The sequence below is a fragment of the Vibrio coralliilyticus ATCC BAA-450 genome, assembly GCF_000176135.1.
GTDB classification, from domain to species: domain Bacteria; phylum Pseudomonadota; class Gammaproteobacteria; order Enterobacterales; family Vibrionaceae; genus Vibrio; species Vibrio coralliilyticus.
Window position 1 is genome coordinate 412761 of record NZ_ACZN01000013.1, and the last position, 24291, is coordinate 437051.

The 24291-nt window shown below is 47.5% G+C and carries 17 protein-coding genes and 2 riboswitches; of the genes, 7 read left to right on the forward strand and 10 right to left on the reverse strand.

Annotated features, from left to right (window positions below; translation table 11 throughout):
- Positions 1-56: 56 nt before the first annotated feature.
- The 3 genes from galU (at position 57) to VIC_RS05290 (ending at position 5728) form a co-directional block, all read left to right on the forward strand.
- The gene (gene galU / locus VIC_RS05280) at positions 57-929 is read left to right on the forward strand and encodes a UTP--glucose-1-phosphate uridylyltransferase GalU (RefSeq protein ID WP_006958301.1); all 873 of its coding nucleotides are present in this window, start codon (positions 57-59) and stop codon (positions 927-929) included.
- Positions 930-1068: 139 nt separating this feature from the next.
- Positions 1069-3891, forward strand: coding sequence for an excinuclease ABC subunit UvrA (uvrA, locus tag VIC_RS05285; protein ID WP_006958302.1), 2823 nt, complete (start codon positions 1069-1071; stop codon positions 3889-3891).
- Positions 3892-3955: 64 nt separating this feature from the next.
- Positions 3956-5728, forward strand: a complete 1773-nt coding sequence (locus tag VIC_RS05290; RefSeq protein WP_006958304.1) for a PglL family O-oligosaccharyltransferase — start codon at positions 3956-3958, stop codon at positions 5726-5728.
- A 48-nt stretch (positions 5729-5776) separates the two neighbouring features.
- Here the strand turns inward: VIC_RS05290 and VIC_RS05295 are convergent, their stop codons facing one another.
- Complete coding sequence (locus VIC_RS05295; RefSeq protein ID WP_006958306.1) at positions 5777-6898, reverse strand: pyridoxal-phosphate-dependent aminotransferase family protein; 1122 nt, start codon at positions 6896-6898, stop codon at positions 5777-5779.
- Between the two features lie 219 nt (positions 6899-7117).
- Positions 7118-7295: riboswitch (Lysine riboswitch) on the forward strand.
- A gap of 90 nt (positions 7296-7385) precedes the next feature.
- On the opposite strand from VIC_RS05295, the gene lysC reads away from it, so the two are divergent.
- Positions 7386-8738 carry a lysine-sensitive aspartokinase 3 gene (lysC, locus tag VIC_RS05300; protein WP_006958308.1) on the forward strand — a complete coding sequence of 451 codons (1353 nt, stop codon included), beginning with the start codon at positions 7386-7388 and terminating at the stop codon, positions 8736-8738.
- A gap of 79 nt (positions 8739-8817) precedes the next feature.
- On the opposite strand, the gene pmbA is transcribed toward lysC, so the two are convergent.
- Positions 8818-10161: a metalloprotease PmbA gene (gene pmbA / locus VIC_RS05305; protein WP_006958310.1), complete on the reverse strand. Its 1344-nt coding sequence runs from the start codon at positions 10159-10161 to the stop codon at positions 8818-8820.
- 108 nt (positions 10162-10269) lie between these two features.
- Between pmbA and yjgA the strand changes: the two genes are divergently transcribed.
- Positions 10270-10797, forward strand: coding sequence for a ribosome biogenesis factor YjgA (gene yjgA, locus VIC_RS05310; protein WP_006958311.1), 528 nt, complete (start codon positions 10270-10272; stop codon positions 10795-10797).
- A gap of 68 nt (positions 10798-10865) precedes the next feature.
- Here yjgA and thiQ read toward each other — a convergent pair whose 3' ends face one another.
- The 5 genes from thiQ to mpl form a co-directional block, all read right to left on the reverse strand.
- The gene (thiQ, locus tag VIC_RS05315) at positions 10866-11570 is read right to left on the reverse strand and encodes a thiamine ABC transporter ATP-binding protein (protein WP_006958312.1); all 705 of its coding nucleotides are present in this window, start codon (positions 11568-11570) and stop codon (positions 10866-10868) included.
- Entirely contained in the window at positions 11554-13158 is a 1605-nt protein-coding gene (thiP, locus tag VIC_RS05320) for a thiamine/thiamine pyrophosphate ABC transporter permease ThiP (RefSeq protein ID WP_006958313.1), read from the reverse strand. The genes thiQ and thiP overlap by 17 nt, the downstream gene beginning before the upstream one ends.
- Positions 13159-13167: 9 nt before the next feature.
- Positions 13168-14160 (reverse strand): thiamine ABC transporter substrate binding subunit, encoded by a 993-nt coding sequence (gene thiB / locus VIC_RS05325; RefSeq protein ID WP_006958314.1) that lies wholly within the window; start codon positions 14158-14160, stop codon positions 13168-13170.
- Between the two features lie 53 nt (positions 14161-14213).
- Positions 14214-14327, reverse strand: a riboswitch (TPP riboswitch).
- A gap of 37 nt (positions 14328-14364) precedes the next feature.
- Positions 14365-14991 carry a flavin prenyltransferase UbiX gene (locus tag VIC_RS05330; RefSeq protein WP_006958315.1) on the reverse strand — a complete coding sequence of 209 codons (627 nt, stop codon included), beginning with the start codon at positions 14989-14991 and terminating at the stop codon, positions 14365-14367.
- Positions 14988-16358, reverse strand: coding sequence for a UDP-N-acetylmuramate:L-alanyl-gamma-D-glutamyl-meso-diaminopimelate ligase (mpl, locus tag VIC_RS05335; RefSeq protein ID WP_006958316.1), 1371 nt, complete (start codon positions 16356-16358; stop codon positions 14988-14990). Before mpl ends, VIC_RS05330 begins: the two co-directional genes overlap by 4 nt.
- A 314-nt stretch (positions 16359-16672) precedes the next feature.
- Between mpl and fbp the strand changes: the two genes are divergently transcribed.
- Complete coding sequence (gene fbp, locus VIC_RS05340) at positions 16673-17686, forward strand: class 1 fructose-bisphosphatase (protein WP_006958317.1); 1014 nt, start codon at positions 16673-16675, stop codon at positions 17684-17686.
- A gap of 156 nt (positions 17687-17842) precedes the next feature.
- Positions 17843-18370, forward strand: coding sequence for an inorganic diphosphatase (ppa, locus tag VIC_RS05345; RefSeq protein WP_006958318.1), 528 nt, complete (start codon positions 17843-17845; stop codon positions 18368-18370).
- 45 nt (positions 18371-18415) lie between these two features.
- On the opposite strand, the gene VIC_RS05350 is transcribed toward ppa, so the two are convergent.
- From VIC_RS05350 to tamA, 3 genes are read right to left on the reverse strand one after another with little or no spacing between them, the layout of a single operon-like run.
- Positions 18416-18763: a gamma-glutamylcyclotransferase family protein gene (locus VIC_RS05350; RefSeq protein WP_006958319.1), complete on the reverse strand. Its 348-nt coding sequence runs from the start codon at positions 18761-18763 to the stop codon at positions 18416-18418.
- A gap of 20 nt (positions 18764-18783) precedes the next feature.
- Positions 18784-22545, reverse strand: a complete 3762-nt coding sequence (gene tamB, locus VIC_RS05355; RefSeq protein WP_006958320.1) for an autotransporter assembly complex protein TamB — start codon at positions 22543-22545, stop codon at positions 18784-18786.
- Positions 22542-24251, reverse strand: coding sequence for an autotransporter assembly complex protein TamA (gene tamA / locus VIC_RS05360; protein ID WP_039951297.1), 1710 nt, complete (start codon positions 24249-24251; stop codon positions 22542-22544). Before tamA ends, tamB begins: the two co-directional genes overlap by 4 nt.
- Positions 24252-24291 lie beyond the last annotated feature (40 nt).

A 24291-nucleotide genomic window follows, 5' to 3' on the forward strand; every position in this document is an offset into this window, starting at 1 on the left:
AAAGTGATAAGGTTGCGCCAGCTATAATAGATTAATTAAAGATATAGGGTTTAAACATGATCAAAAAGTGCCTTTTCCCGGCTGCTGGCTACGGAACTCGCTTTCTTCCTGCAACTAAATCTATGCCTAAAGAAATGATGCCAGTCGTCAACAAACCGCTTATCGAGTACGGTGTTGAAGAAGCCATTCAGGCGGGCATGGATGGCATGTGTATTGTCACTGGCCGTGGTAAGCACTCGATCATGGACCATTTCGACAAAAACTACGAATTGGAGCATCAAATCAGCGGAACAAATAAAGAACAACTGCTGGTCGATATTCGTGACATTATCGAAAGCGCTAACTTCACTTACATTCGTCAACGTGAAATGAAAGGGTTAGGCCATGCAATTTTGACTGGGCGCGAGCTAGTCGGTGATGAGCCGTTCGCTGTGGTACTCGCAGACGATCTTTGCGTCAACGAACAAGAAGGTGTACTGGCTCAAATGGTCGCTTTGTTTAAGCAGTTCCGCTGCTCTATAGTGGCAGTACAAGAAGTACCTGCTGACGAGACGCATAAATACGGTGTGATTTCTGGTGAGATGATCAAAGACGACATTTATCGCGTCGATGACATGGTTGAAAAGCCAGAACCTGGCACTGCGCCAAGCAATCTAGCTATCATTGGCCGCTACATCTTAACTCCAGATATTTTCGAGCTGATCGAAAATACTGAGCCGGGTAAAGGTGGTGAAATCCAGATCACCGATGCACTTCTGAAACAGGCCAAGGCCGGGTGCGTACTGGCATACAAATTCAAAGGGAAACGCTTTGATTGTGGTAGCGTTGAAGGATACATCGAAGCAACCAACTACTGCTTTGAGAACCTTTACCTAACGGATAGCAAAAAGTCAGAACTGGATAAACAAAAGACGACAAAAGAAGCTTAATCGCTTTACGCTAAACATGCTTCAAAGGCCGCTCAATTGAGCGGCCTTTCTGTTACTGTTTTTTTATCCAGTATTTTCTTTGAACATTTATCACTCTATGTAATACTTAGCCCACTTGTTTTTACATTGAGCGAGAGCAATGGATCAGATCGAAGTTCGCGGCGCACGCACCCATAACTTAAAAAATGTGAACCTAACCATTCCACGAGATAAACTCATCGTGATTACAGGTTTATCAGGTTCAGGTAAATCATCACTTGCCTTCGACACCCTGTATGCGGAAGGTCAACGTCGCTATGTTGAATCCTTATCGGCCTACGCTCGCCAGTTTTTGTCTTTGATGGAAAAGCCCGATGTCGATCATATTGAGGGCTTATCACCAGCCATTTCCATTGAACAAAAATCAACGTCGCACAACCCTCGCTCAACCGTTGGTACCATTACTGAAGTGTATGACTACCTACGTCTATTGTACGCACGTGTTGGCGAGCCTCGTTGTCCTGAACATCATGTGCCATTGACAGCTCAAACCATCTCACAAATGGTCGACAAAGTTTTGGAGCTTCCGGAAGGATCCAAAATGATTCTCCTTGCGCCAATTGTTAAAGAGCGTAAAGGCGAGCACGTTAAAACATTGGAGAACCTTGCTGCACAAGGCTTTATTCGCGCTCGTATCGATGGTGAAACTTGCGATCTATCCGATCCACCAACCTTAGAATTGCATAAAAAACACACCATTGAAGTCGTAGTCGATCGCTTTAAGGTGCGCGATGATTTACAACAGAGGCTGGCGGAATCCTTTGAGACGACTCTCGAATTGTCCGGTGGCATCGCGGTCGTGGCTCCGATGGATGGAGATGGCTCAGAAGTCGTCTTCTCCGCTAACTTTGCCTGTCCACATTGTGGTTACAGCATGCAAGAGCTAGAGCCTCGACTCTTTTCCTTCAATAATCCAGCAGGCGCCTGCCACACCTGTGACGGCCTTGGCGTCCAGCAATATTTTGATCCCGACAGAGTCATTCTCGATGACTCTTTAAGTCTCGCCGAAGGTGCGATCCGAGGTTGGGATCAGAAAAACTACTATTACTTCCAAATGCTGTCATCTTTGGCAGAACACTATGACTTTGATCTAAAAGCGCCTTTTAAGTCCTTATCGAAGAAAATGCGAGATGTGGTACTCACAGGCTCCGGACGCACAGAGATCGAATTTAAGTACATCAACGATCGCGGCGATATCCGCGTCAAACGTCATCCATTTGAAGGCATACTCAACACCCTTGAGCGACGCTATCGTGATACCGAATCTAATGCTGTACGTGAAGACCTAGCTAAGTACATTTCAACTCGAACTTGCTCTAGCTGCGAAGGCAGTCGCTTACGTTTAGAAGCTCGTAATGTATTCATAGGCGACACAACCTTACCTGAAATTGTTGAGCTCAGTATCGCAGATGCGTTGAGTTTCTTTGCGTCATTGGAGCTAGAAGGCCAGAGAGCGCAAATCGCTGAAAAGGTAATGAAAGAAATCAACGATCGTCTCCAGTTCTTAGTCAACGTCGGTCTCAATTACCTCAACCTTTCCCGTAGCGCTGAAACGCTATCTGGTGGTGAAGCGCAACGTATTCGACTGGCAAGCCAGATTGGCGCAGGTCTTGTCGGTGTAATGTACGTACTCGATGAGCCATCTATCGGACTTCACCAGCGAGACAACGAGAGGCTGCTAAAAACACTGACTCACCTGCGTGACTTGGGCAATACTGTTTTGGTCGTTGAACATGACGAAGATGCGATTCGCATCGCCGATCATGTGATCGATATTGGTCCGGGAGCTGGTGTTCACGGCGGAAGTGTGGTCGCAGAAGGAACAATGGAAGACATTGTCGCTACCCCTGAATCCCTAACAGGCCAGTACCTCAGTGGCGTTAAACAAATTGCGATACCTGAGAAACGCACACCTATCGACAAGAAAAAAGTGGTACAGCTGATTGGGGCAACTGGCAACAACCTTAAAGATGTCAGCTTAACTATACCTGTCGGTTTGTTCACCTGTGTGACAGGGGTTTCAGGCTCAGGTAAATCCACTCTGATCAATGATACTTTTTTCAAGATTGCACACACTCAGCTAAACGGTGCGACGACAGCGACTCCATCTCCTTACCAGAAAATTAAAGGGTTGGAACACTTTGATAAAGTCATCGATATTGACCAGAGCCCAATTGGGCGTACACCACGGTCTAACCCAGCGACTTACACTGGTATCTTTACACCAATTCGAGAGCTGTTTGCTGGAACACAAGAAGCCCGCTCTCGAGGCTATAAACCCGGCCGCTTCAGTTTCAACGTACGTGGTGGCCGCTGTGAAGCCTGTCAGGGTGATGGGGTTATTAAAGTGGAAATGCACTTCCTGCCGGATGTCTACGTCCCATGTGATGTGTGTAAAGGCAAACGCTACAACCGTGAAACACTCGAAGTTCACTACAAAGGCAAGACCATTGATGAAGTGCTTGGAATGACGGTTGAAGATGCACGTGAGTTCTTCGACCCTGTGCCAGTCATAGCCCGTAAGCTGCAAACACTTATGGACGTCGGGCTTTCTTATATTCGTCTTGGTCAAGCGGCGACCACCTTATCCGGTGGTGAAGCGCAACGTGTCAAACTTGCCCGAGAACTATCCAAGCGTGATACTGGTAAAACGCTTTATATTTTAGATGAGCCAACCACAGGCCTACACTTCCATGATATTCAGCAGTTACTCACTGTACTGCATCGACTACGTGATCACGGTAATACAGTGGTGGTCATCGAACATAACCTTGATGTGATTAAAACCTCAGACTGGATTGTCGATTTAGGCCCTGAAGGTGGCCAAGGTGGCGGTGAAATTATTGCTGAAGGAACACCGGAAGAAGTGGCTAAGGTAAAAGGTTCACACACCGCGCGATTCCTCAAGTCTATGTTAAAATAAAGAAAAGTAGTAAATTAAGCAGACCATAATATGGTCTGTTTTCTTTTGAAGGACGCAATAATCAATGGCAACCATCCATTTGGCAGGGACAAGTCTAGAGCCACAAGCACCTAAACTACCGCTCATTAAACCGTTTCTTGTTTCTCTAGCAGTCGTATTTTTGCTCGCAATGCACATTTTTACGCCTAATCCGGGTGGTGCCGGGCTCGCGCTCTCTTTTAATACGACGACTTGGCTAGCAGTCAGTTTCTCTTTGGCGATAGGATTGTATCAGGTCGGTACCCAAGGTGTGGTCAGATACAACAAACTGACAATTGGGCTGTTTCTTTGCTGTGTATTGCTCACAATACCGGTATTTTTCCCTCACTCAGACTTTTCTCTATCCCAAGGTAAGCTACTCGGGTTGTGGGCCGGATACGGGCTGTTTTTTGTTCTTCAACAATTTCGCTTCAGCAATAAGCAGAAACAGCGTTTATTGTGGTTTATCACCATCGCGGCTTTTATGCAGGCACTGTTTGGCTGGTTTCAATATCTAGTCCTACAACCTGACAACTTATTTGGCTACGATACAGTACAGAATCGCCCTTACGGTATTTTTCAGCAGCCAAATGTCATGGCCAGCTTTCTCGCCACAGGATTGGCTCTGTCAGGCTATCTACTCACTCGCCACCCAAAGAAGTACAACCGCCACCTCAGCGAAGTTTCGTTGCTTTATCTGATGCCGGTAGTCACCGTCCCTCTCTTGATCATCATCGCTTCTCGAACGGGCTGGCTCGGTGCATTTCTCGCCGTTGTATTGCTGCTGTCGTATCTGTATCGCTTTGCAACTAAAAAACGTTTTTGGGGCTGGTTAACAGCCATTTTGCTAGGCCTATCGATTGGTAGCAGCATCAACTTGCTAACTGATGGAGAGTCTCTAGCGGCCAAGCGGGCTAACCTTGAGAGTCCGAGACAATACACCTTTCCTCAAACACTCGACATGTTGATTGAGAAACCCTTTACCGGATACGGCTACGGGCGCTTTGAACCAGAATACATTGTCTATACCGCCCGTCAGCATCAGTTGAACCCCAACTATCATCCGGGGCTTGCTTCGATGGATCACCCTCACAATGAGTTGCTTTATTGGGGAGCAGAGGGAGGGTTGCTTCCGGTTGTCGCTATAGTGCTCGCTGCGGTGATGGTTTTAGTAAGGATCTACAATGCTAAAAAAGGCACTCGCCTCGCGATGTTTGCCTTATTTGTGCCAATAGTGCTTCATAGCCAGCTGGAATATCCGTTCTACCACTCTGCGATTCACTGGATAACCTTTGTGGTTCTGCTTTTCTGGATTGATCAACGCGCTCGCTCGTATCGTTTTGCGTCATTCAGCATTGTGACTAAAACACTGTTCCGAGTGATGAGCTTAGTCGTGCCAATCATAACCAGTTTCTATATGCTGACAGCGCTGCACACTAACTACGTACTCACTCAGTTTGAAACATCGAACCCTAAAAATCCTGACTTACTCAATCAAGTCAGCAATCCAATAGTTTGGAAAGACAGGTATGACTGGGATATTTATAGCACTTATCTCAATATTGGCCTTTATCGTCAGGAGGCGAAATTCATCCAGCCATACATTGACTGGTCACTGAAAATTATTAAAGAGAAGCCAAGACCCGCGTTTTACAACAACCTGATCCTGGCTTACCAAGGCCTTGGAGATAGTGAGCGTGCCGAGCAAATTCGCAGTGAAGCGCAATACTTGTTCCCTGAGCGAGATTTCTCACAGGTGCAATACATAGCTCCAGATATCGATGCGCTAAAAGCAGATAATGAAAAAGTAGCCAAGTAAAAAAGGCGACGCTTTATGCGTCGCCTTTCAACTCATTTTTTATGGAAGTTACTGCCTCAGTGACTCTTCTAGTGCTCTCAAACAAAGCGCAACATTTTCTGCACGAGCGCCATAACCCATAATGCCGATACGCCATGCCTTACCCGCTAACGCCCCCAAACCTGCACCAATTTCGAGATTGTAGTTTTCCAATAAATGGTTACGAACCCCTGCGTCATCAACACCTTGAGGAATGTAGACCGCATTAAGCTGAGGCAAACGTGACTCTGCAGCAACAACAAATTCAAAACCCAACTTTTCGAGCCCCAACTTCAGCTTTTCATGCATATCACTATGACGCTGCCAAGCATTCTCTAGCCCTTCATTTTTAAGGATTAATAGAGACTCATGCAGTGCATAAAGGCTGTTTACAGGCGCAGTATGATGGTAGCTACGTTTTCCTTCTCCGCTCCAATAGCCTAATACTAGGCTTTGATCTAAAAACCAGCTCTGAACAGGTGTTTGTCGAGCCTGAATCTTCTCAATGGCCAGAGGTGAAAACGTCACTGGTGATAAACCCGGAACACAAGATAAACATTTCTGACTGCCTGAATACACCGCATCCAGCTGCCATTCATCGACTTTAAGCGGTACACCACCTAAAGAGGTTACTGCATCAACAATCGTTAGCACACCGTGAGCTTTTGCAAGCTTACCTAATGCTTCTGCATCACTACATGCGCCTGTCGATGTTTCTGCGTGAACGAATGACAAGATTTTAGCATCAGGATGGTCTTTCAGCGCTTGATCAACTTTATCGACCGAAACAGGAGTCCCCCATTCATCATCAACAACGACCGCTACACCGCCCGCTCGAACCACATTTTCGCGCATGCGCTCGCCAAACACGCCATTGCGACAGACGATCACCTTCTCACCCGGTTCAATCAGGTTAACAAAACAGGTTTCCATACCTGCACTGCCCGGCGCTGAAACGGCAATAGTGAATTCATTTTTGGTTTGAAAAGCGTATTTGAGTAGCTGTTTTAGTTCATCCATCATTTTGATGAACAAGGGATCAAGATGGCCTACAGTAGGGCGACTCAAAGCCTGCAAAACTTGAGGAGAAATATCCGAAGGACCAGGGCCCATGAGAATACGGTGAGGGGGGATAAAGCTTTGAATCGTCATTGTTCGCTCCTTGAAACGGGTCTACTTTCTACTTATTTGTCTTTACATTAAAACAAATCGACACAGGCAGCAATTGGCCGAAAGTTCTCAGGTCAAACCACTGTCACAAGTTTGTTAATTAGTAAACCGATTAAAGTGACACTTTCCCGTTGACAAAGGTCACATAAAAACGTTCAATGCAGACTGTATGGTGAATTTTTATGCCGCCATATGAATGCATTTTGCAGAAGAGGAGCACTACCCAGGTAGGTGTTTTGTGGAGCCACAACTCCGATACAAATCACTGAGGGGGAGTAGTGCCGAGGTAGATCAACGTTGTGGTTTTGATCTGTCGGTTGACTTGGGTTGACTCCCATCAACTGTCATCAGCTCAGTCTGGTGAAGAGCTTCTGAGGTAAACCTTACACAATAAAACCTCTCTATACGCTCACTCTCTCTTCAAGCAAGGATTACTTATTTACTTTCAGGAAGTTGTGGGAGAAATGCCGTGGGCAATTTTAACGTTGCTAAATTTGGTGGAACCAGTGTCGCTAACTTTGAAGCCATGAGTCGCTGTGCTGCGATCATTGAGCAAAACCCAAACACAAAGTTGGTCGTCAGTAGTGCCTGTTCAGGCGTGACAAACTTATTAGTCGAACTCGCGAATGGAGTTCAAGATCACACAGAGCGCAGTGCGATTCTAACCAAACTCGCCAGTATTCATGATGCGGTACTTAATCAACTAGAAGATGCAACTCAAGCGGCCAGCGAGGTCTATTCCATTCTAGATACCGTCACAAGTTTGGCAGAAGCCGCCTCGATTCAGTCAAGTACCAAACTGACCGATCACCTTGTCGCCTGTGGTGAACTGATGTCTACACATCTGTTGGCCCAGTTAATGAGGGAACGTGGTATCAATGCGGTACGCTTTGATATTCGTGACGTACTACGCACAGATGATAATTTTGGTAAAGCAGAACCTGAACTGACCACTATTCGTCAACAAGCGCAAGCTTCACTTATCCCGTTATGCCAACAACAGGTTGTGGTAACTCAAGGCTTTATCGGTGCCGATGCAGATGGCAATACCACGACACTCGGTCGAGGCGGCAGCGATTACAGTGCCGCACTTATTGCAGAAGCGGTTGAAGCTCAGGGACTCGAGATTTGGACCGATGTACCGGGCATTTATACCACTGACCCACGTATTGCCCCAAAAGCCTCTCCCATCTCAGAGATCAGCTTCAGTGAAGCCTCTGAAATGGCCAATTTTGGCGCCAAGATCCTTCACCCTTCGACGCTAATCCCTGCTCTTCGCCATGATATTCCTGTGTTTGTCGGCTCCTCAAAACAACCTGAAAAAGGCGGAACTTGGATTCGCCATCAAGTCGAGAGCTCGCCTCTCTTTCGTGCTCTGGCTTTACGATGTAACCAGACCATGGTGACGTTGCGCAGCGCGCAGATGTTCCACGCTTACGGCTTTCTGGCCAAGGTGTTTGAAATTCTGGCGAAGCACAAGATCTCTGTAGATTTGATCACCACGTCAGAGATCAGTGTCAGTCTAACGCTTGACCAAACCGACACATCTGGTGGTGCACCTCAGTTACCTGAAGCCGCACGTCTTGAACTGGAAGAACTATGTACAGTGGAAGTAGAACATAACCTGTGTCTGGTCGCGCTGATCGGCAACAATATGAGTGAGAGCAAAGGTTATGCAAAGCAAGTATTTGGCACACTAGAAGAGTTTAACTTGAGAATGATCTGCTACGGCGCAAGCCCTCACAACCTGTGTTTCTTAGTTGATGAGTCAGACGCAAAGCTAGCGATTCAGAAGCTGCACACTGAATTGTTTGAGAGGTAATAATAGAACAGAGAACAAAAAAGGGTTGGCTCTAAAACGCCAACCCTTTCAATTTGTATCAGTGGTAAAACCGAGTGTGTTACTCACCCGCCACTTTCATAGATTCAATCAGAATCGAACCCGTCTGGATTTGTGATCGGGTTTCAACATCATTCCCAACCGCGACAATCTGATTAAACATATCTCTCAGGTTGCTGGCGATTGTCACTTCAGAAACAGGATATTGGATTTGACCATTCTCTACCCAGAAGCCTGCCGCTCCTCTTGAGTAATCACCGGTGACGATATTAACGCCCTGCCCCATCACTTCGGTGACAAGGAAGCCCGTTCCCAGTTCTTTAAGCATCTGCTCAAAGTCTTGCCCCGTCGACTGAACAAACCAGTTATGAATACCACCAGCATGACCAGTTGGCGCCATGTCCATTTTACGCGCGGCATAGCTGGTTAATAGGTATGTCGCGAGCACACCGTCGGTAATGATTTCACGATCTTGTGTTCTAACACCTTCGCTATCAAATGGGCTCGACGCTAAACCGCGTAGCACATGAGGTTTTTCAGAGACATTAAACCAGTCTGGCAGTACCTGTTGGCCTAAATGATCAAGTAAGAATGACGACTTGCGATACAGGTTACCGCCACTGATTGCCATCACTAGATGTCCAAGTAAACCCGTTGCCACATCAGCTGCAAACATCACAGGGTACTTACCTGTCTTGAGCTTTTGCGCATCAAGGCGACTGATGGTTTTCTCTGCCGCTTTCAGGCCGACTGACTCAGGCGTCCAAAGGTCATCTTTATGGCGTGCGACTGTATAACTGTAATCTCGCTCCATGACGCCACTTTCACCCTGACCAATCACACAACAGCTGGTACTGTGGCGGCTAGAGGCATAGCTAGCAAGCAAACCGTGGCTGTTACCATAGACCTTCAAACCATAGTGGCTGTCGTAACTCGCACCATCGCTTTGTTTGATTTTGTCACTGAAGGATAACGCTTGTTGCTCAGCAGCAATCGCAATCTCGGCAGCATGATCTGGGTCTGGCGTGTCAGGGTGAAACAAGTCAAGATCAGGAATTTCTTTTACCATCAGCTCTTTAGGAGCTGGGCCAGCGCATGGATCTTCTGAAGTGTAATTGGCAATATCAAGCGCTGCCATCACCGTCTGTTGAATGGCTTTTTCACTGAGATCGGAGGTAGACGCACTGCCTTTGCGCTGACCACGGTAAACAGTAATCCCCAAAGCGCCATCGCTGTTAAATTCAACGTTTTCCACTTCGCACATGCGTGTTGACACACTCAGGCCAGTGGTTTTGGTGATCGCGACTTCAGCGCCATCGGATTTTTCCGCGGCCATTTCCAGTGCTTTCGCAACGGCGGCCTCAAGCTCAACACGCTGCTGAGCGACTTGCTGTCTTACGTCCATATCTTCTTCATGCTTAAGGTCTGTTGTCCCTAGAATAACAAGAATTTCGCTTTCTCCCCATGATTCTTGTTAAAATAGAGAAATAGATGTTCAAATTAAGGCAGAAAGATGGCCCGTAAGAATCAAAAAGCGCCATGGGAAGAGGAAGAGGAAATCATTTGGGTCAGTAAAACCGAAATGAAACGTGACATGGAAGAGTTACAAAAACTGGGTGAAGAACTCGCCAGTCTTAAACCTTCAGTGTTAGAAAAATTCCCGTTAAGTGAAGACCTTGCAGAAGCAATTAAAGACGCACAACGCTTTAAAAATGAAGCTCGTCGTCGCCAGTTACAATACATTGGTAAGCTGATGCGTTTCGAAGATCCTGAACCACTTCAGGCGGCACTAGACAAAGTACGTAACAAGCACTCTCAAGCGACTGCTGCACTGCACAAGCTGGAACAGTTACGCGATCGTGTCGTTGAAGAAGGCGATGATGCCATTGCTGATGTAATGGAGCTATATCCACAAGCGGATCGCCAGCGTTTACGCCAATTGGCACGTCAGGCGGCAAAAGAGAAAAAAGCGGGTAAACCAGCTAAAGCGTTCCGTGAAATCTTCCAAGTGCTCAAAGAGCTCAACGACGAAGAGATTTAAGCAAGCTGCTTTAGATAAAAATGGGCTGATGCAAACGCATCAGCCCATTTTTTTGCCCTTAGGAGTAGCTATTCACCCGCTTTAACAAACCCGCTGAGCGCAACGTGGCTATGTTGCTGGGTTAAATGTTCAATTGTATCAGCAACCGCCACCTTTCCTTGGTCAACAAAGGCAAAATGCGAAGCTATAGCTTTAGCGTCACTGATATGATGAGTCACCATCACCACGGTAATATTGCGCTCTGCGGCTAACTGCTTGACCAGTCCGAGCATCTCTTCACGCAACACCGGATCAAGCGCAGAGAAAGGTTCATCAAGCAACCAGATTGGATGAGGCTGAACAAAGCAACGAGCCAATGCGACACGCTGACGCTGTCCGCCCGACAATTGCTCAGGTAAACGATCCAAATAGTCCGCAATACCGACCTGCATCGCTGCGTGTTCCACCTGACTGGCTTGCTCAGAGTTGAGATTCAACCCAGGGTGCAGGCCCAATCCTATGTTTTCTCGTACTGAGAGGTGGGCAAACAGGTTATGCTCCTGAAATAGCATCGCAAAAGGACGTTGGTGAGGCTCTTTGCCCACAATCTCTAATTCACCAGCTTTGATGCTACCACTTTCAGGTTCGATAAAGCCCGCGACCAAGGCCAGTAACGTTGATTTACCCGCCCCACTCGGCCCCATCAATGCGACCAGACTTCCCTGCTCAATATGTAAATCAAAATGGAATAGATCCTGATGGTAATAGTAACGAACATCATTGAGGGTCAGCATAAGTCACCTTAGAGTTTGCCTTAAACAGGGTTTCAATCAGTGCAAAACAGCCAACACTGAGCAGTAACAGAGTAACTGACACTACAGCTGCTGCATCCATCTGATAACTGCCCAGCAATTGGAAAAGATACAACGGCAGCGTGCGGAACTCCTGGCTACCAAACAGGGCAATCGCACTTAAATCTCCCACCGCAAACATAAAGCTGATCGCGAAAGCATGAGCCATTGGCTTTTTCAGTGCTCGCCACTCAACAACGCGAAAGCGCTGCCAGCCTTTCATACCTAGACTTGCGCATACGTATTGGTATTGCTGCTCGATATGCAGCATCGGCTGTGACAAGGTTTTGATCACGTAAGGCAAGCCCATCAAAGCATTCACCGCGACCACAATAAAAAACGCCAGACTAAACACATCTGTAAAAGACCGCAGTAGCAAGAATAACCCAGTAGATATCACCAAACCGGGCGTGACAAGAATGATCGTTCCCAGTAACTCAATCTGATCCGCATGACGGTTTTTTGCATTCAAACGCAATCGACGGCTGGTCAGCAATATTGCAATCCCTGCCGAAAGCGCGATACCGCTCGCCAATGTTGCCACTTTAAGTGACGACCATAACGCCAGCCAAAATCGTTGATCCGTAAACACTGATAGGGCTTCTGAGTTGATGCCACTGAGCACCACCATCAGTAAAGGTGGCAGCACTAATAGTATACTCAGGCCAATCCAACTCCAATCCCAGATACGTGACCAGATCGAATCCTTTGCCATATAAAGGTTGTGACCTTGTGTACCAGAACTCACCGCCACAGGCTTGGTCAAACGCTGCACTGCCAACGCCATAATGCCACACAGTAGCATCTGCCATATCGCCAGTAATGCCCCTGCCTGCAAGTCAAAATCGAATTTGATCGCTTGATAAATCGCCAGTTCTATCGTGGTCGATTTCGGCCCACCACCGAGCGCCATTACCGTCGCGAAACTAGTAAAACACAGCATAAACACCAAGCCACACACGTGCGGCAACTGCTGACGCAAGCGAGGCCATTCGACCCACTTAAATTTATGCCAATGGTCCATACCTAGATGAGCACACAGTTTATGCTGTTCAGCCGGAATAGACTCCAATGATTGCAATAGCAAGCGCGTCGCATAAGGCAGGTTAAAAAACACATGCGCAAGTAAAATACCGTTCAGACCGTAAATCGAAAATGGCAGTTTAGAATCAAACCATACAAAAGCTGACGATATCAGACCGCTATTGCCATAAATCGCCAGTAAGCCAAACACCCCAACCAGCACAGGCAGTACTAATGTGGTAGCAAACAGCTTAAGCAGCAAAGATTTACCAGGAAAGGTACGCCGAGATAGTGCGTGCGCGACTGGGATGGCTAAGCCAACACTGAGCAGAGTCGACAGGAACGACTGGTAAAAGCTGAACTTGGTGACATGCCGATAATAAGGGTCTGACCAAACCTGAGCGATATTCAGAGATGGGGCGGCAACTAATAAAGCACCGAGAGCAGAAACAACAAAGGCCGCGATAGCAATCGCGACCCAGAGTCCCAATTTTGGAATACTACGCAAAGCGTCTCCTTAGAAGGTTAAGGCGCTTTGCCACTCACGTATCCAGGATTTTCGGTTTTGCGCCACTTCTGCTGCGCTAAAGCTCAAGGCTTTTTCAGGTACCGTCAGTGTCTCAAAGCCTTCAGGCAGTGCGACTTCAGTTACTGGGTACATCCAGTTACCTGTTGGCATCAAAGACTGGAAGTCGTCGCTAAGGATAAACGTCATAAATTCATCGGCTAACTTTTCATTTTTCGATGCTTTTACTTTAGCCGCAACCTCAACTTGAGTGTAATGGCCTTCTGTAAAATCAGCGGCAGCGTATTTGCTGTCGCTTTCCGCGATCAGGTGATAAGCCGGTGAAGTCGTGTAAGACAACACCATGTCTGACTCACCTTCAAGGAACATAGAGTAAGCCTCAGACCAACCTTTGGTCACAGTGACGGTTTTCTTAGCCAGTTGTTGCCATGCCGGGGTAACGTCATCGCCATAGACAGATTTCATCCACAGCATCAGGCCTTGGCCCGGCGTTGACGTACGGGGATCCTGATAAATCACTTTCAGATCATCGCGAGATTCCACCAGCTCTTTAAGGCTCTTTGGTGGATTGGTGAGCTTTTCTTTGTTGTAGACAAACGCAAAGTAACCGAAGTCATACGGCACAAAAGTACTGTCTTCCCAACCGTTAGGCAGATTGACCGATTTGGTATCAACCTTGTGCTCGGCTAATAGGCCAGTTTTCTGCGCTTCTGCCATCAGGTTATTGTCCAAACCTAACACAATATCAGCTTTGCTGTTGTCCCCTTCGAGGCGCAGGCGGTTAAGAATAGAAACGCCATCATCAAGAGCGACAAAGTTCACATCACAGCCACATTGTGCTTCAAACGCTTTTTCCACTTTCGGGCCCGGGCCCCAGTCCGCAGCAAAAGAATCGTAGGTATAAACGGTAAGGGTGTTATCTGCTGCCAATGCAGAAAAAGATGTCAGTGTGGCAACGGCGATGGTGCTTAAAGTGGTTTTCACTGCTCGCTCTCTCCTTGGTTGAGCGGCACAGGCTTGAGGAAACATTGGCAGGGCAAATGTTCAGACTCAATTCCTACGCCAGCATTATCTGGTTCAGGTACACGGGTCCTGGGCTTTGCCCAATCTCAGCTTCATCTGTGCGATGAATAGCTCCCCGATGAGTGTCGGCTGAATTGTAATCGTAATGTTATCAATTAGCCAGAATTAAGCACGCTGGTCATATCCCCAACGTGGGACAAGCCCCTGTTCAACATCAAGATGATCGAGAATTCTCGCCACCATAAAGTCGACCAGATCGTCAATAGACTTAGGCTGATGATAGAAGCCCGGTGCCGCAGGCATAATGGTGACGCCCATCTGCGACAACTTATGCATATTCTCTAGATGCAACGTAGAGAATGGTGTTTCACGCACAACCAGCAACAACTGCCCGCGCTCTTTCATCACCACATCAGCCGCGCGCTCGATGAGATTGTCGGACATACCATGTGCGATGGCAGCGACACTGCCTGCAGAGCAAGGACACACAACCATCTGTTTTGGCGCCGCAGACCCAGAAGCCACAGGAGAGAACCAGTCGTCTTTACCGTAGACTATCAGCTTTTCGGCATCACAGTTTAAGTGGGCGACCAACGTTTTTTGAGCAGACTCTGGGTTCGCCGGCAATTTCATATCATGCTCAGTTGCTAACACAACTCGAGCTGCTGACGATATCAGCAAATGTACCTGATAGCCGGCGGCTAGCAGACACTCAAGCAATCTAAGCCCGTACGGTGCGCCAGAAGCCCCCGTAAAAGCGAGTGTAATTGCTTTGTTTTTCTCATTGTTCATACTACTACATTAATCGATTCGGCGAGTTTAGCCAGCAGCTTGTCGTGGATGCCTTCAAACCCACCATTGCTCATCACCAGAATTTGATCGCCCGGTTGAGCCTGTTCTGTCACCATCTGGACTAACGCATCAACACTGTCTGACGCATAAGCCGACTGCTGACATTGCTGGGCAATGTCCTCGACAGACCATTCGATATTATCTGGTTGATAAAGGAAGACGACGTCGGCCTGAGCAAGGGACGCCGCCAATGTTTCTTTGTGCACGCCACGTTTCATCGTCGCACTACGAGGTTCAAGTACAGCTAAGATACGTTGTTTGCCAACCTTATTACGCAATCCACCCACAGTAAGTTCAATCGCCGTAGGGTGATGAGCGAAGTCATCGTAAACCGTAATCTGATTCACTTCACCTTTTAGCTCAAGTCGACGTTTGGTATTGATGAATTTCGCCAGCGACTGACAGGCTAAATCCGGAGTAACACCCACGTGACGAGCCGCTGCGATGGCCATCAAGGCGTTATCGACGTTATGATCGCCCACCAGATCCCACTTCACAGTCCCAACGGCTTCCCCTTGGAAGAAAACTGTGAATATTGAACCATCGGCGACTTGTTTCTCCGCTCGCCAGTCACCTTGTTCGCCGCTGAACTCCGTTTCGCTCCAGCAACCACGCTGTAATACATCGGCAATTGCTGAATCGCCTTGCGGAGCAAGGATTCTACCATTACCCGGCACGGTTCTGACTAAGTGATGGAATTGGCGCTTGATCGCTTCCAGATCATCGAAGATATCCGCATGATCAAACTCCAAATTGTTCATAACTAACGTGCGAGGATGGTAATGCACGAACTTAGAACGCTTATCGAAAAAAGCACTGTCGTATTCATCAGCTTCAACGACAAAAAACATACTTTCGCCCAAACGCGCTGAAACCCCAAAGTTGCCCAGCACCCCACCAACAAGGAAGCCAGGTTGGTAGCCACAGTCTTCCAAAATCCACGCCAGCATGCTGGAAGTAGTGGTTTTACCATGGGTTCCTGAGACAGCCAGCACCCAGCGGTCATGGAGAAGAAACTCCTGCAGCCACTGTGGGCCTGAGGTGTATCTCAGGTTACTGTTGAGTACGTGCTCGACACATGGGTTGCCTCGACTCATCGCATTTCCGATCACAACCAGATCAGGTGCTGGGTTAAGCTGAGAAGGGTCAAAGCCTTCAATGATTTCAATACCTTGAGACTCCAACAATGTGCTCATTGGTGGATAAACGTTGGCGTCACTGCCCGTCACTTTATGACCTAATTGACGAGCTAAAATTGCCGCACCTCCCATAAATGTGCCACAAATTCCCAAGATATGAATATGCATAAACGACCTTCTCCAAGGCGAAAACTGAGCTGACATTATGGCGATTATACGCAGAAAAGCGAACTACTTTACTCACTGTTTTTACGTCACACGAACGCAAATGATTGCGTGTTATACGCGTTATTCAATTCGTATGGCTTCAAACAAGCAGATGAAAAGCGTTATCAAGTCGACAAATAAAACGAGATCTCAGTCAGTTAGTTCATTACCAATAAAAAGATCTAACTCTTAGACTAGGCTTAGGCGAAATCTAAGATCCGTCAGAGATCACCAACGCCAATCCCCCTATATTGAAGCGACTTAAAGGAAAAATCATGTCTGGAATGCGCACCCTTGGCGAGTTCATTGTTGAGAAACAAGCGGACTTCCCCCACGCTAGCGGTGATCTATCATCCCTACTTTCTTCTATCCGACTTGCTGCAAAAATCGTTAACCGCGAAATCAACGCAGCTGGTCTTGGTGACATTACCGGTGCAGTCGGTACTGAGAACGTACAGGGTGAAGACCAGCAGAAGCTGGATGTTTACGCGAATGAAAAGTTTAAAGCAGCGCTAGAAGCCCGTGATCAAGTTTGTGGTGTTGCCAGTGAAGAAGAAGACGAAGCCGTTGCGTTCAATAAAGAGCTGAACAAAAACGCGAAATACGTGGTCCTGATGGATCCGCTAGATGGGTCTTCAAACATCGATGTCAACGTGTCAGTCGGTACCATCTTCTCGATTTACCGTCGTGTGTCACCTATTGGCACCCCACCGACAGAAGAAGATTTCCTTCAGCCAGGCCACAAGCAGGTCGCTGCCGGTTACGTAATCTACGGCTCTTCAACGATGTTGGTGTACACAACTGGTAAAGGCGTCAATGGCTTTACCTACGATCCATCTCTGGGCACATTCTGCCTGTCTCATGAAAACATGATGATTCCTGAAGACGGTACCATCTACTCGATCAACGAAGGTAACTACATTCGCTTCCCGATGGGTGTGAAGAAGTACATCAAATACTGTCAGGAAAACGAGCCAAGTGAGCATCGCCCATATACATCGCGCTATATCGGTTCACTGGTTGCCGATTTCCACCGCAACCTGCTTAAGGGTGGTATCTACCTCTACCCAAGTACGCAAAGCCATCCAAACGGTAAGCTGCGTTTGCTATACGAATGCAATCCAATGGCTTATATCATTGAGCAAGCTGGCGGTGTAGCGTCTGATGGTAAAACTCGTATCATGGACCTCAAACCAACCGAACTGCACCAACGTGTGCCTTTCTTTGTTGGCTCAAAAAACATGGTCAAAAAAGTGGAAGAGTTCTTAGAACGCCATCCAGAAGATTAAATATAAAGGCGCTTTCGAGCGCCTTTTTCACATTTTCTTGAGCAAAATCTCGCCTTAGTTGGTTTACATAAAACCGAGTTTAGCAGTAAGGTATTCCGGTCTTATATTCAGCCCGTGTGCCTCATTGAGGTACAAACTAAAAAAGGAACTTTCTTAATGAGTTTAAACAACGTACCAGCAGGTAAGTCTCTTCCTGATGACCTCTATGTAGTGATTGAAATCCCAGCTAACGCTGATCCAATCAAATATGAAGTAGACAAAGATTCAGGTGCTGTGTTCGTCGACCGCTTTATGTCTGCACCTATGTTCTACCCATGTAACTATGGTTACGTAAACCACACTCTGTCTCTAGACGGTGATCCGGTAGACGTTTTGGTTCCAACACCACACCCTCTGATGCCTGGTTCAGTAATCCGCTGCCGTCCAGTCGGTGTTCTAAAAATGACGGATGAGTCTGGTGAAGATGCGAAAGTAGTGGCGGTACCACACACTAAGCTGTCAAAAGAATACGATCACATCAAAGACGTAAACGACCTGCCTGAGCTGCTAAAAGCACAGATCACGCACTTCTTTGAGCGTTACAAAGAGCTTGAGTCTGGCAAGTGGGTAAAAGTCGACGGTTGGGAAGACGTAGAGTCAGCTCGCAAAGAGATTCTAGAGTCTTACGAACGCGCACAGAAATAATAAAAAGAGCCAGCAATGCTGGCTCTTTTTCCATGGCTATAGCAGCTAAACCCTCTGACACCAATCCCCTGATGAAATGATGGTATCGAGCATGCTACCGTCTTGATACAAGTATATCCAAGCTTCACCAAAAGGTGTCTCAATCTGCTCGCGTCGATATTCGACGGGCACGTCTTCGAGTTTATCCACCCTAGCCAGAGTCTCATCATCAATCAGGTACACTTCACCTAGAATCGTATCATGACCTTCGATTACTGCTGGATAGGTGCCCAAATCATACAAAGCGTAGTGCGGCGGTGTTTCAAAATGCCCCAAGCATTGGCTATCAGCCAAAAAATTATGGTTACTTTCGCCCTGACGTAGGGTTCCATACACAAAGAGTAAATGTTGCATCCTGCCACCTAACTTAATGATTAATTGAACTCAAACTGATACAGCAGATCGACAGCACTGTCCAGACCTGACATCGCCTCCACGTACAGATCCTGCATCAGACGATAACGCACCGTGAACTCACCCACTGAGTCAAAGATGCCAACACCATATTTAACCTGCAAACCCGGTAGAACATAACCACTGACCGTCACTTGCGAGTCATCACCAGAGCCCGCGGTGTCAACTTGCAAGTCCTGAACACCAAACGCTTCACCAATTTGACCCACGACACGACCACTTTGTGCCAGACTCAATCCTATCAGCGTGGTCGTCATTGAGTTGCCACCAGATTCACCATCAATATTCTGCCCACGTAGTAAGTAAGACAGTGCATTAGCCTGCGGCATCGCAGGTTCAGAGAAAATGGTCACACTTGGCTCATCAGCAGGCCCCGTCACCCTGACACCAGCCGTCACTTCATCCTGAGTATTGTCCGGATTTCGGATCGCGGTGATCTGGACATAAGGTTGGTCAACCGGGCCGTTCATCAGGATCTTACCTTGCTTAATCAAAAGGTCCTGACCGAAGGAACGGTACGAACCGTCAACAATGTTCACTTCTCCGGTTACAAATGGCCCTTTATCACGCTGAGCAACATTGAGGTTACCTGACAGTCCCCCCTCAAGACCAAACGCAGACAGCTTAAAATCATCCCCAATTTTGATATTGATGTTGGTCTGGACACTGAATGGAACACTGGCAGTTTCTTGCTCTGGCTCTAACTGATCGTTAAGAATCACCTGATCTTTAGACACCCCAATCGCACTTGGTGGCAATTCTTCTACCACTATCCGTCCCCAAGGCAGAGAGATGTTACCGTCAATGCGAGCCTGCTTAGGCGAAGCGGATATGGTCATGTCAGGCACCACCTTTATTTTTGCCATAGGTGGTACATCAACCAATAGCTCTTCGGCAAACACGCGCACATTGGTTTGCCAATCTTTCAGGTCTCGCCAGTCGGCATCGCCCGCAACTTCTAGTTTGCCATCAGGTGTATCGATCGCAGCGGCCAGCGTGGCATCGTAACCCGAGAAATTAACGGTCAATTTACCCGAATCAATCTCAACGGGAGTAATTTCACCTTTGAGCAAAATATCATCCACTACAAACTGACCTTGCACCTTAGGCTGCATGACTGGTCCTGAGAAAGTCAGTTCAGTGGCAATGTTTGATTTAAGCTTGCTGTAATCACCAAGAATAGGCGCAAGAAAGTCGAGGTTAAATGTGGTTAACCCAAGCCGCCCGTCGATTTGCTTATCTTTCGCTAGCACATCCGGAATATTCAGCTCACCTGAAATGTCTCCATTGTCAGCCACATCGAGCAGCCAATCAGCGTGTAAGGAATTTTCTGCCAGAGAAGCATTGAGCTTAAGTGACTCCCAGCCAAGGTGCACAGGTTGCTCATTATTTTGCGTGACCGACCCTTTTGGCATTTCTAACTTCATCACGACTTGCGGCGCTTGCTCTGGTGCCCATTTCGCCATCGCTGTGGCATTAACACCACCCTCTAATTTAATCGCTTGAGGCACAAACGCTTTAACCTGCTCAAAATCGAATTGTTTGATGGAAAGATGCGCTTCGCCACTTTGACCCGCGTTCACATCCTGATCGAGACAAATCGAAGCATCAGCTTGTAACCAACAATGGGCCGCAACGAAAGCTTGTTGTGAGTCGATGAGAAACTCTAACTGAGTCGGTTGATTCAAATTCCACGTACCTTGCTCTGAGGTCAATGACATGCGCTCTAACGCACCTTTCCACATCAACTCAGGCTTATCTTGCAACGCACCTTTAATCGCCAATTTCGTTGAGGCGATGTTTGACTCAAGATCCAGAGTCAATGCGTGCTGCTGTTGCTCGCCATCAAAATTTAATAACACTTTATCAATCAGATAATCTTGGTACTTGGCGTTGGCAACGTTGAGCTGCAATTCGCCGGAAGGTAAAGGCATTGGAGAGATCTGCCCTTGCAGCGAAACACCCTCTACCTGCACATCTTGCTGCCACTTAATAGCTTTCACATTGAGATCAACACCAACCAGAGGTTTATCCAGCTTACCAGTAAGCTTAATCTGACCTTGTGCACTGCCTTTTACATCAGGGACGGACTTAGCGATATCCGGAAAATCAACGGCTAGCTGCATGTTTAGGTTTTGTTCAACATCACCTTTAGCCGTCAGGTTATTCGGTCCATGAGATAGGACTAAGCGTGGCGTATCAATCTTGAGCTCACCAGTGCCCGCTTTATCGGAAGCAGACAGCGCACCTTCTATGTTCAGCGGGTAATCTCGCAAAATGCCGTCAATATCTAATGTTGGTAACTCAACCTGCCAACCACCTTGCTCTGTCAGTGAACCTGTAGTGGCTAATTTGCCGCTAATATTACCTTCCGCCTGCTGCCACTGTAGGCCCGGTTGAATGTCCTTCAGTGAAAGGTTTGCTGCCCAGTTAATCGGCGCTTGCCAATTGGCCATCACCGTACCACTCACCTCCCCACCTAAAGTTTGTATAGAGAGGGACTGAAGATCGATTTGGTTTAAATCCCCTTTGCCCTGTAGAGTCAGGTCAACATCAGGTATTTGCTTGCCTTTCAGAGCCGAATCGAGCTCAACACTGTAGCCGTTTAGCGAACCTTGAGTATGCAAGTTGCGTATTGTGGCAAAATAATCACCTTGCCCTTTCAACGGCCATTGAAGATCACCATCACGCAAAGTCAGTTCAAAAGGAAGTTCAGCATTTAGTGGCTGCAGTGCCGCTTCAAGATGTGCCTTCGCTAAACCACCGAAGTCTGCCTTTAGCGCCAAGTCAGCAACACTTCCGGTCGCATGCAGTTTGACTGTCTGTCCATCCGCTATCTCCTGCTTCACTTTGGCATTCAGCTCCAGAACCAACGGATAGTCGTCTGCTAGGGTCACCGTTGTACTCAGATGACCTTCGACTTCAGGCATATCCAACTCAAGAGTATCAACCTTAACTTGGGAGCGGGCCGCACTCGCCTCCAACCCCAGATGGTTCACGACTACAGGAGTGGGTTGTTGCAGCTCAAAATCATTCACATCCAATCGCACTACTTCAATTTGCAGCGGTAAGGTAATGTTTGGTAAGGCTATCGGTGCGTTAGCATCCGTAGAAGGACTTGCAGCAGGGGCTGCTTCACTGGTATCACTTGGTGCCAGTGCGACGCGAATGGAGTCGAGCGCCGTTTTGTTGATTCGTAGACGATTGCCCTGAAACGCTAATCCAGTGGTGAAAGACTGCCAGTTGACCTGATTACCTAGAATATCCAGAGATATGTCGGTCAAGGCAACGCGTTTGACTTTAATGGGTACAGGCGCTGTCACTGGACCATTTTCTTCAGCCACAGGTTCACCCGGCGTTGCGGTGCTCTGCGGCAATTCCGGCATATCAAATTTAAGGCCATCTACCGCGAGTTCATCGACACAAACGCTAGGCTCTGTCAGGCAAGCAGCATTAACCGCCAACGTGATTGAGCGAGCCTGCACATCGACGTTAAATGAGTCATCTTTAAACACAACACCATTAAGTGTAAAGCGCGGAAAAATCGCCCCTGAATAGGACTCGACTTTCAACTGAGGCACAAACTTTTCTGCTCCCCACAGCACCAGTTTAAGCCCCGGAGTTGTAAACAGTACTGCCGCTAAGGCAATGGCAATCGCCACCAATAAGCTGATCAATGAGATAGACAGCCACTTAGACCATTTAAAAACAACCTTGGTCATAGTTCAGGCCCTAACGTGAAATGGATTTTAAATTCGTCACCCGGAGTGGCATCAAGGCCCCAGGCAAAATCAAGACGGATTGGACCCACAGGCGAGGCCCAGCGGACACCAAAACCAGTGCCACGTTTAAAGTCGGGGTTATCATTAAAAGCGTCACCGTAATCATAAAACACCGCCCCCCACCAGTTACCATACACTCGGTATTGATACTCTAAAGATGAGGTGGCGATGTATTTGGCACCCGTCAATGCGCCGCTGCTGTCTTTCGGGGAAATAGACTCATATCCATAACCACGCAAATTGTTGTCACCACCAGCGAAGAAGCGCAGTGACGGAGACAATTTATCAAAATCATCTGCTAAGTTAGCGCCTCCATCTAGACGCAAAATACCGCGATGGTTGCGCCCTGCACTACGGATCCATGACGTGCCCGCCTGGAGGCGCAGTACACGTGTTTCTGATATCAAGCTATCATCACCATATTCGATAGTCAGGCTTTGGCGATCCCCCCAGCGTGGCATCGCGCCACCACGAATACGACTACGACTGTATGTGATCCCGGGTAAAAGGAATTGCCCAGAGTCATCTTGCAGACCTTGCTCATAGTTTTCCAATAGGTAACGAACAAACACGGTTCTATGCCAACCATTGTCCAAGGCCCAATGCCGCTCCAGCGCAAGATTGGACTCGAGACTTTTCGTATCTCGATTGTCGACGTTTTTCATACCATAGCGAATGCGGTAGTACTCATTTAATGCATCTTCAAGCGGAATCCGATAGCCGGCCGTAATGGTCTGTTCTGGGTTAGAGAGAGAAAAACTGCTGTCAAAACTATGACCACGAGAGTTGACCCAAGGCTTCTTCCATTTCAGAGAGCCTCGAACGCCCACATCGGTAGAGTAACCAAGGCCGGTTTCCAACTTATTTTTTGCCTGTGGTGCCAAAGACACTTTCATTGGTAGCTCTCTGCTCTTGCCCAGCATAGACAAGTCTGGTTCCACAAATACCGATGAGAACCAGTCTGTGTTTGACAGGTTCTGGTTGTAAGCGCCGACCTCAGAAACCTGATAAGGGTCGCCTTGCTGATAAGGCGATAAAGAGTTAACCCGATCTTGTTCGATTTGACTGCCCGTGATCAGGTTCTCGCCAAACGAGTAACGTATGCCACTATCAAAATGAAGACGTATAAAGGCTTGATTGAGATCAGGTGCAACCTCAAGACGACTGGCGGTGAAATCGCCCTCAAAGTAGCCTTTCTGCAAAGCCAGATTGCGAATCCCAGACTTCAGGCCATCATACTGACTATGGTTGAGGATTTGGCCTTCCTTAAGGCCACTTTTGCGAATCAAGGCCTTAAATGATCGATCGTCGCTGGCCTCACCAGTGATTTGGATATCGACTTCTTTGATCGTGACGGGTTCACCCGGAGTGACTGTAACAATCAGCTCACTGTCTTCATCAACGATCTGAAAAGAAAAATCAGGATGGTAGTAGCCCAGCGCGTTGAGCGCTTCGGTCAGGCTCTTTTCTAATCGGGCTTGAAAACGAAGGCTGGTGTTATACTCTTCGGCAGGTATAGACGAAAGATAAGCGTCAACATTCTTTTCCAGTTCACCTGACAAGCCCTCGACGGACACATCGATCTCCTGTGCAAAAACAGGAAAACTGCTGAGAAGGAGAAGGGCTGGTAATGACTTTCTTATCATGTTCTATTTACTACCTCAAAATCGTAACGGAATAATAACG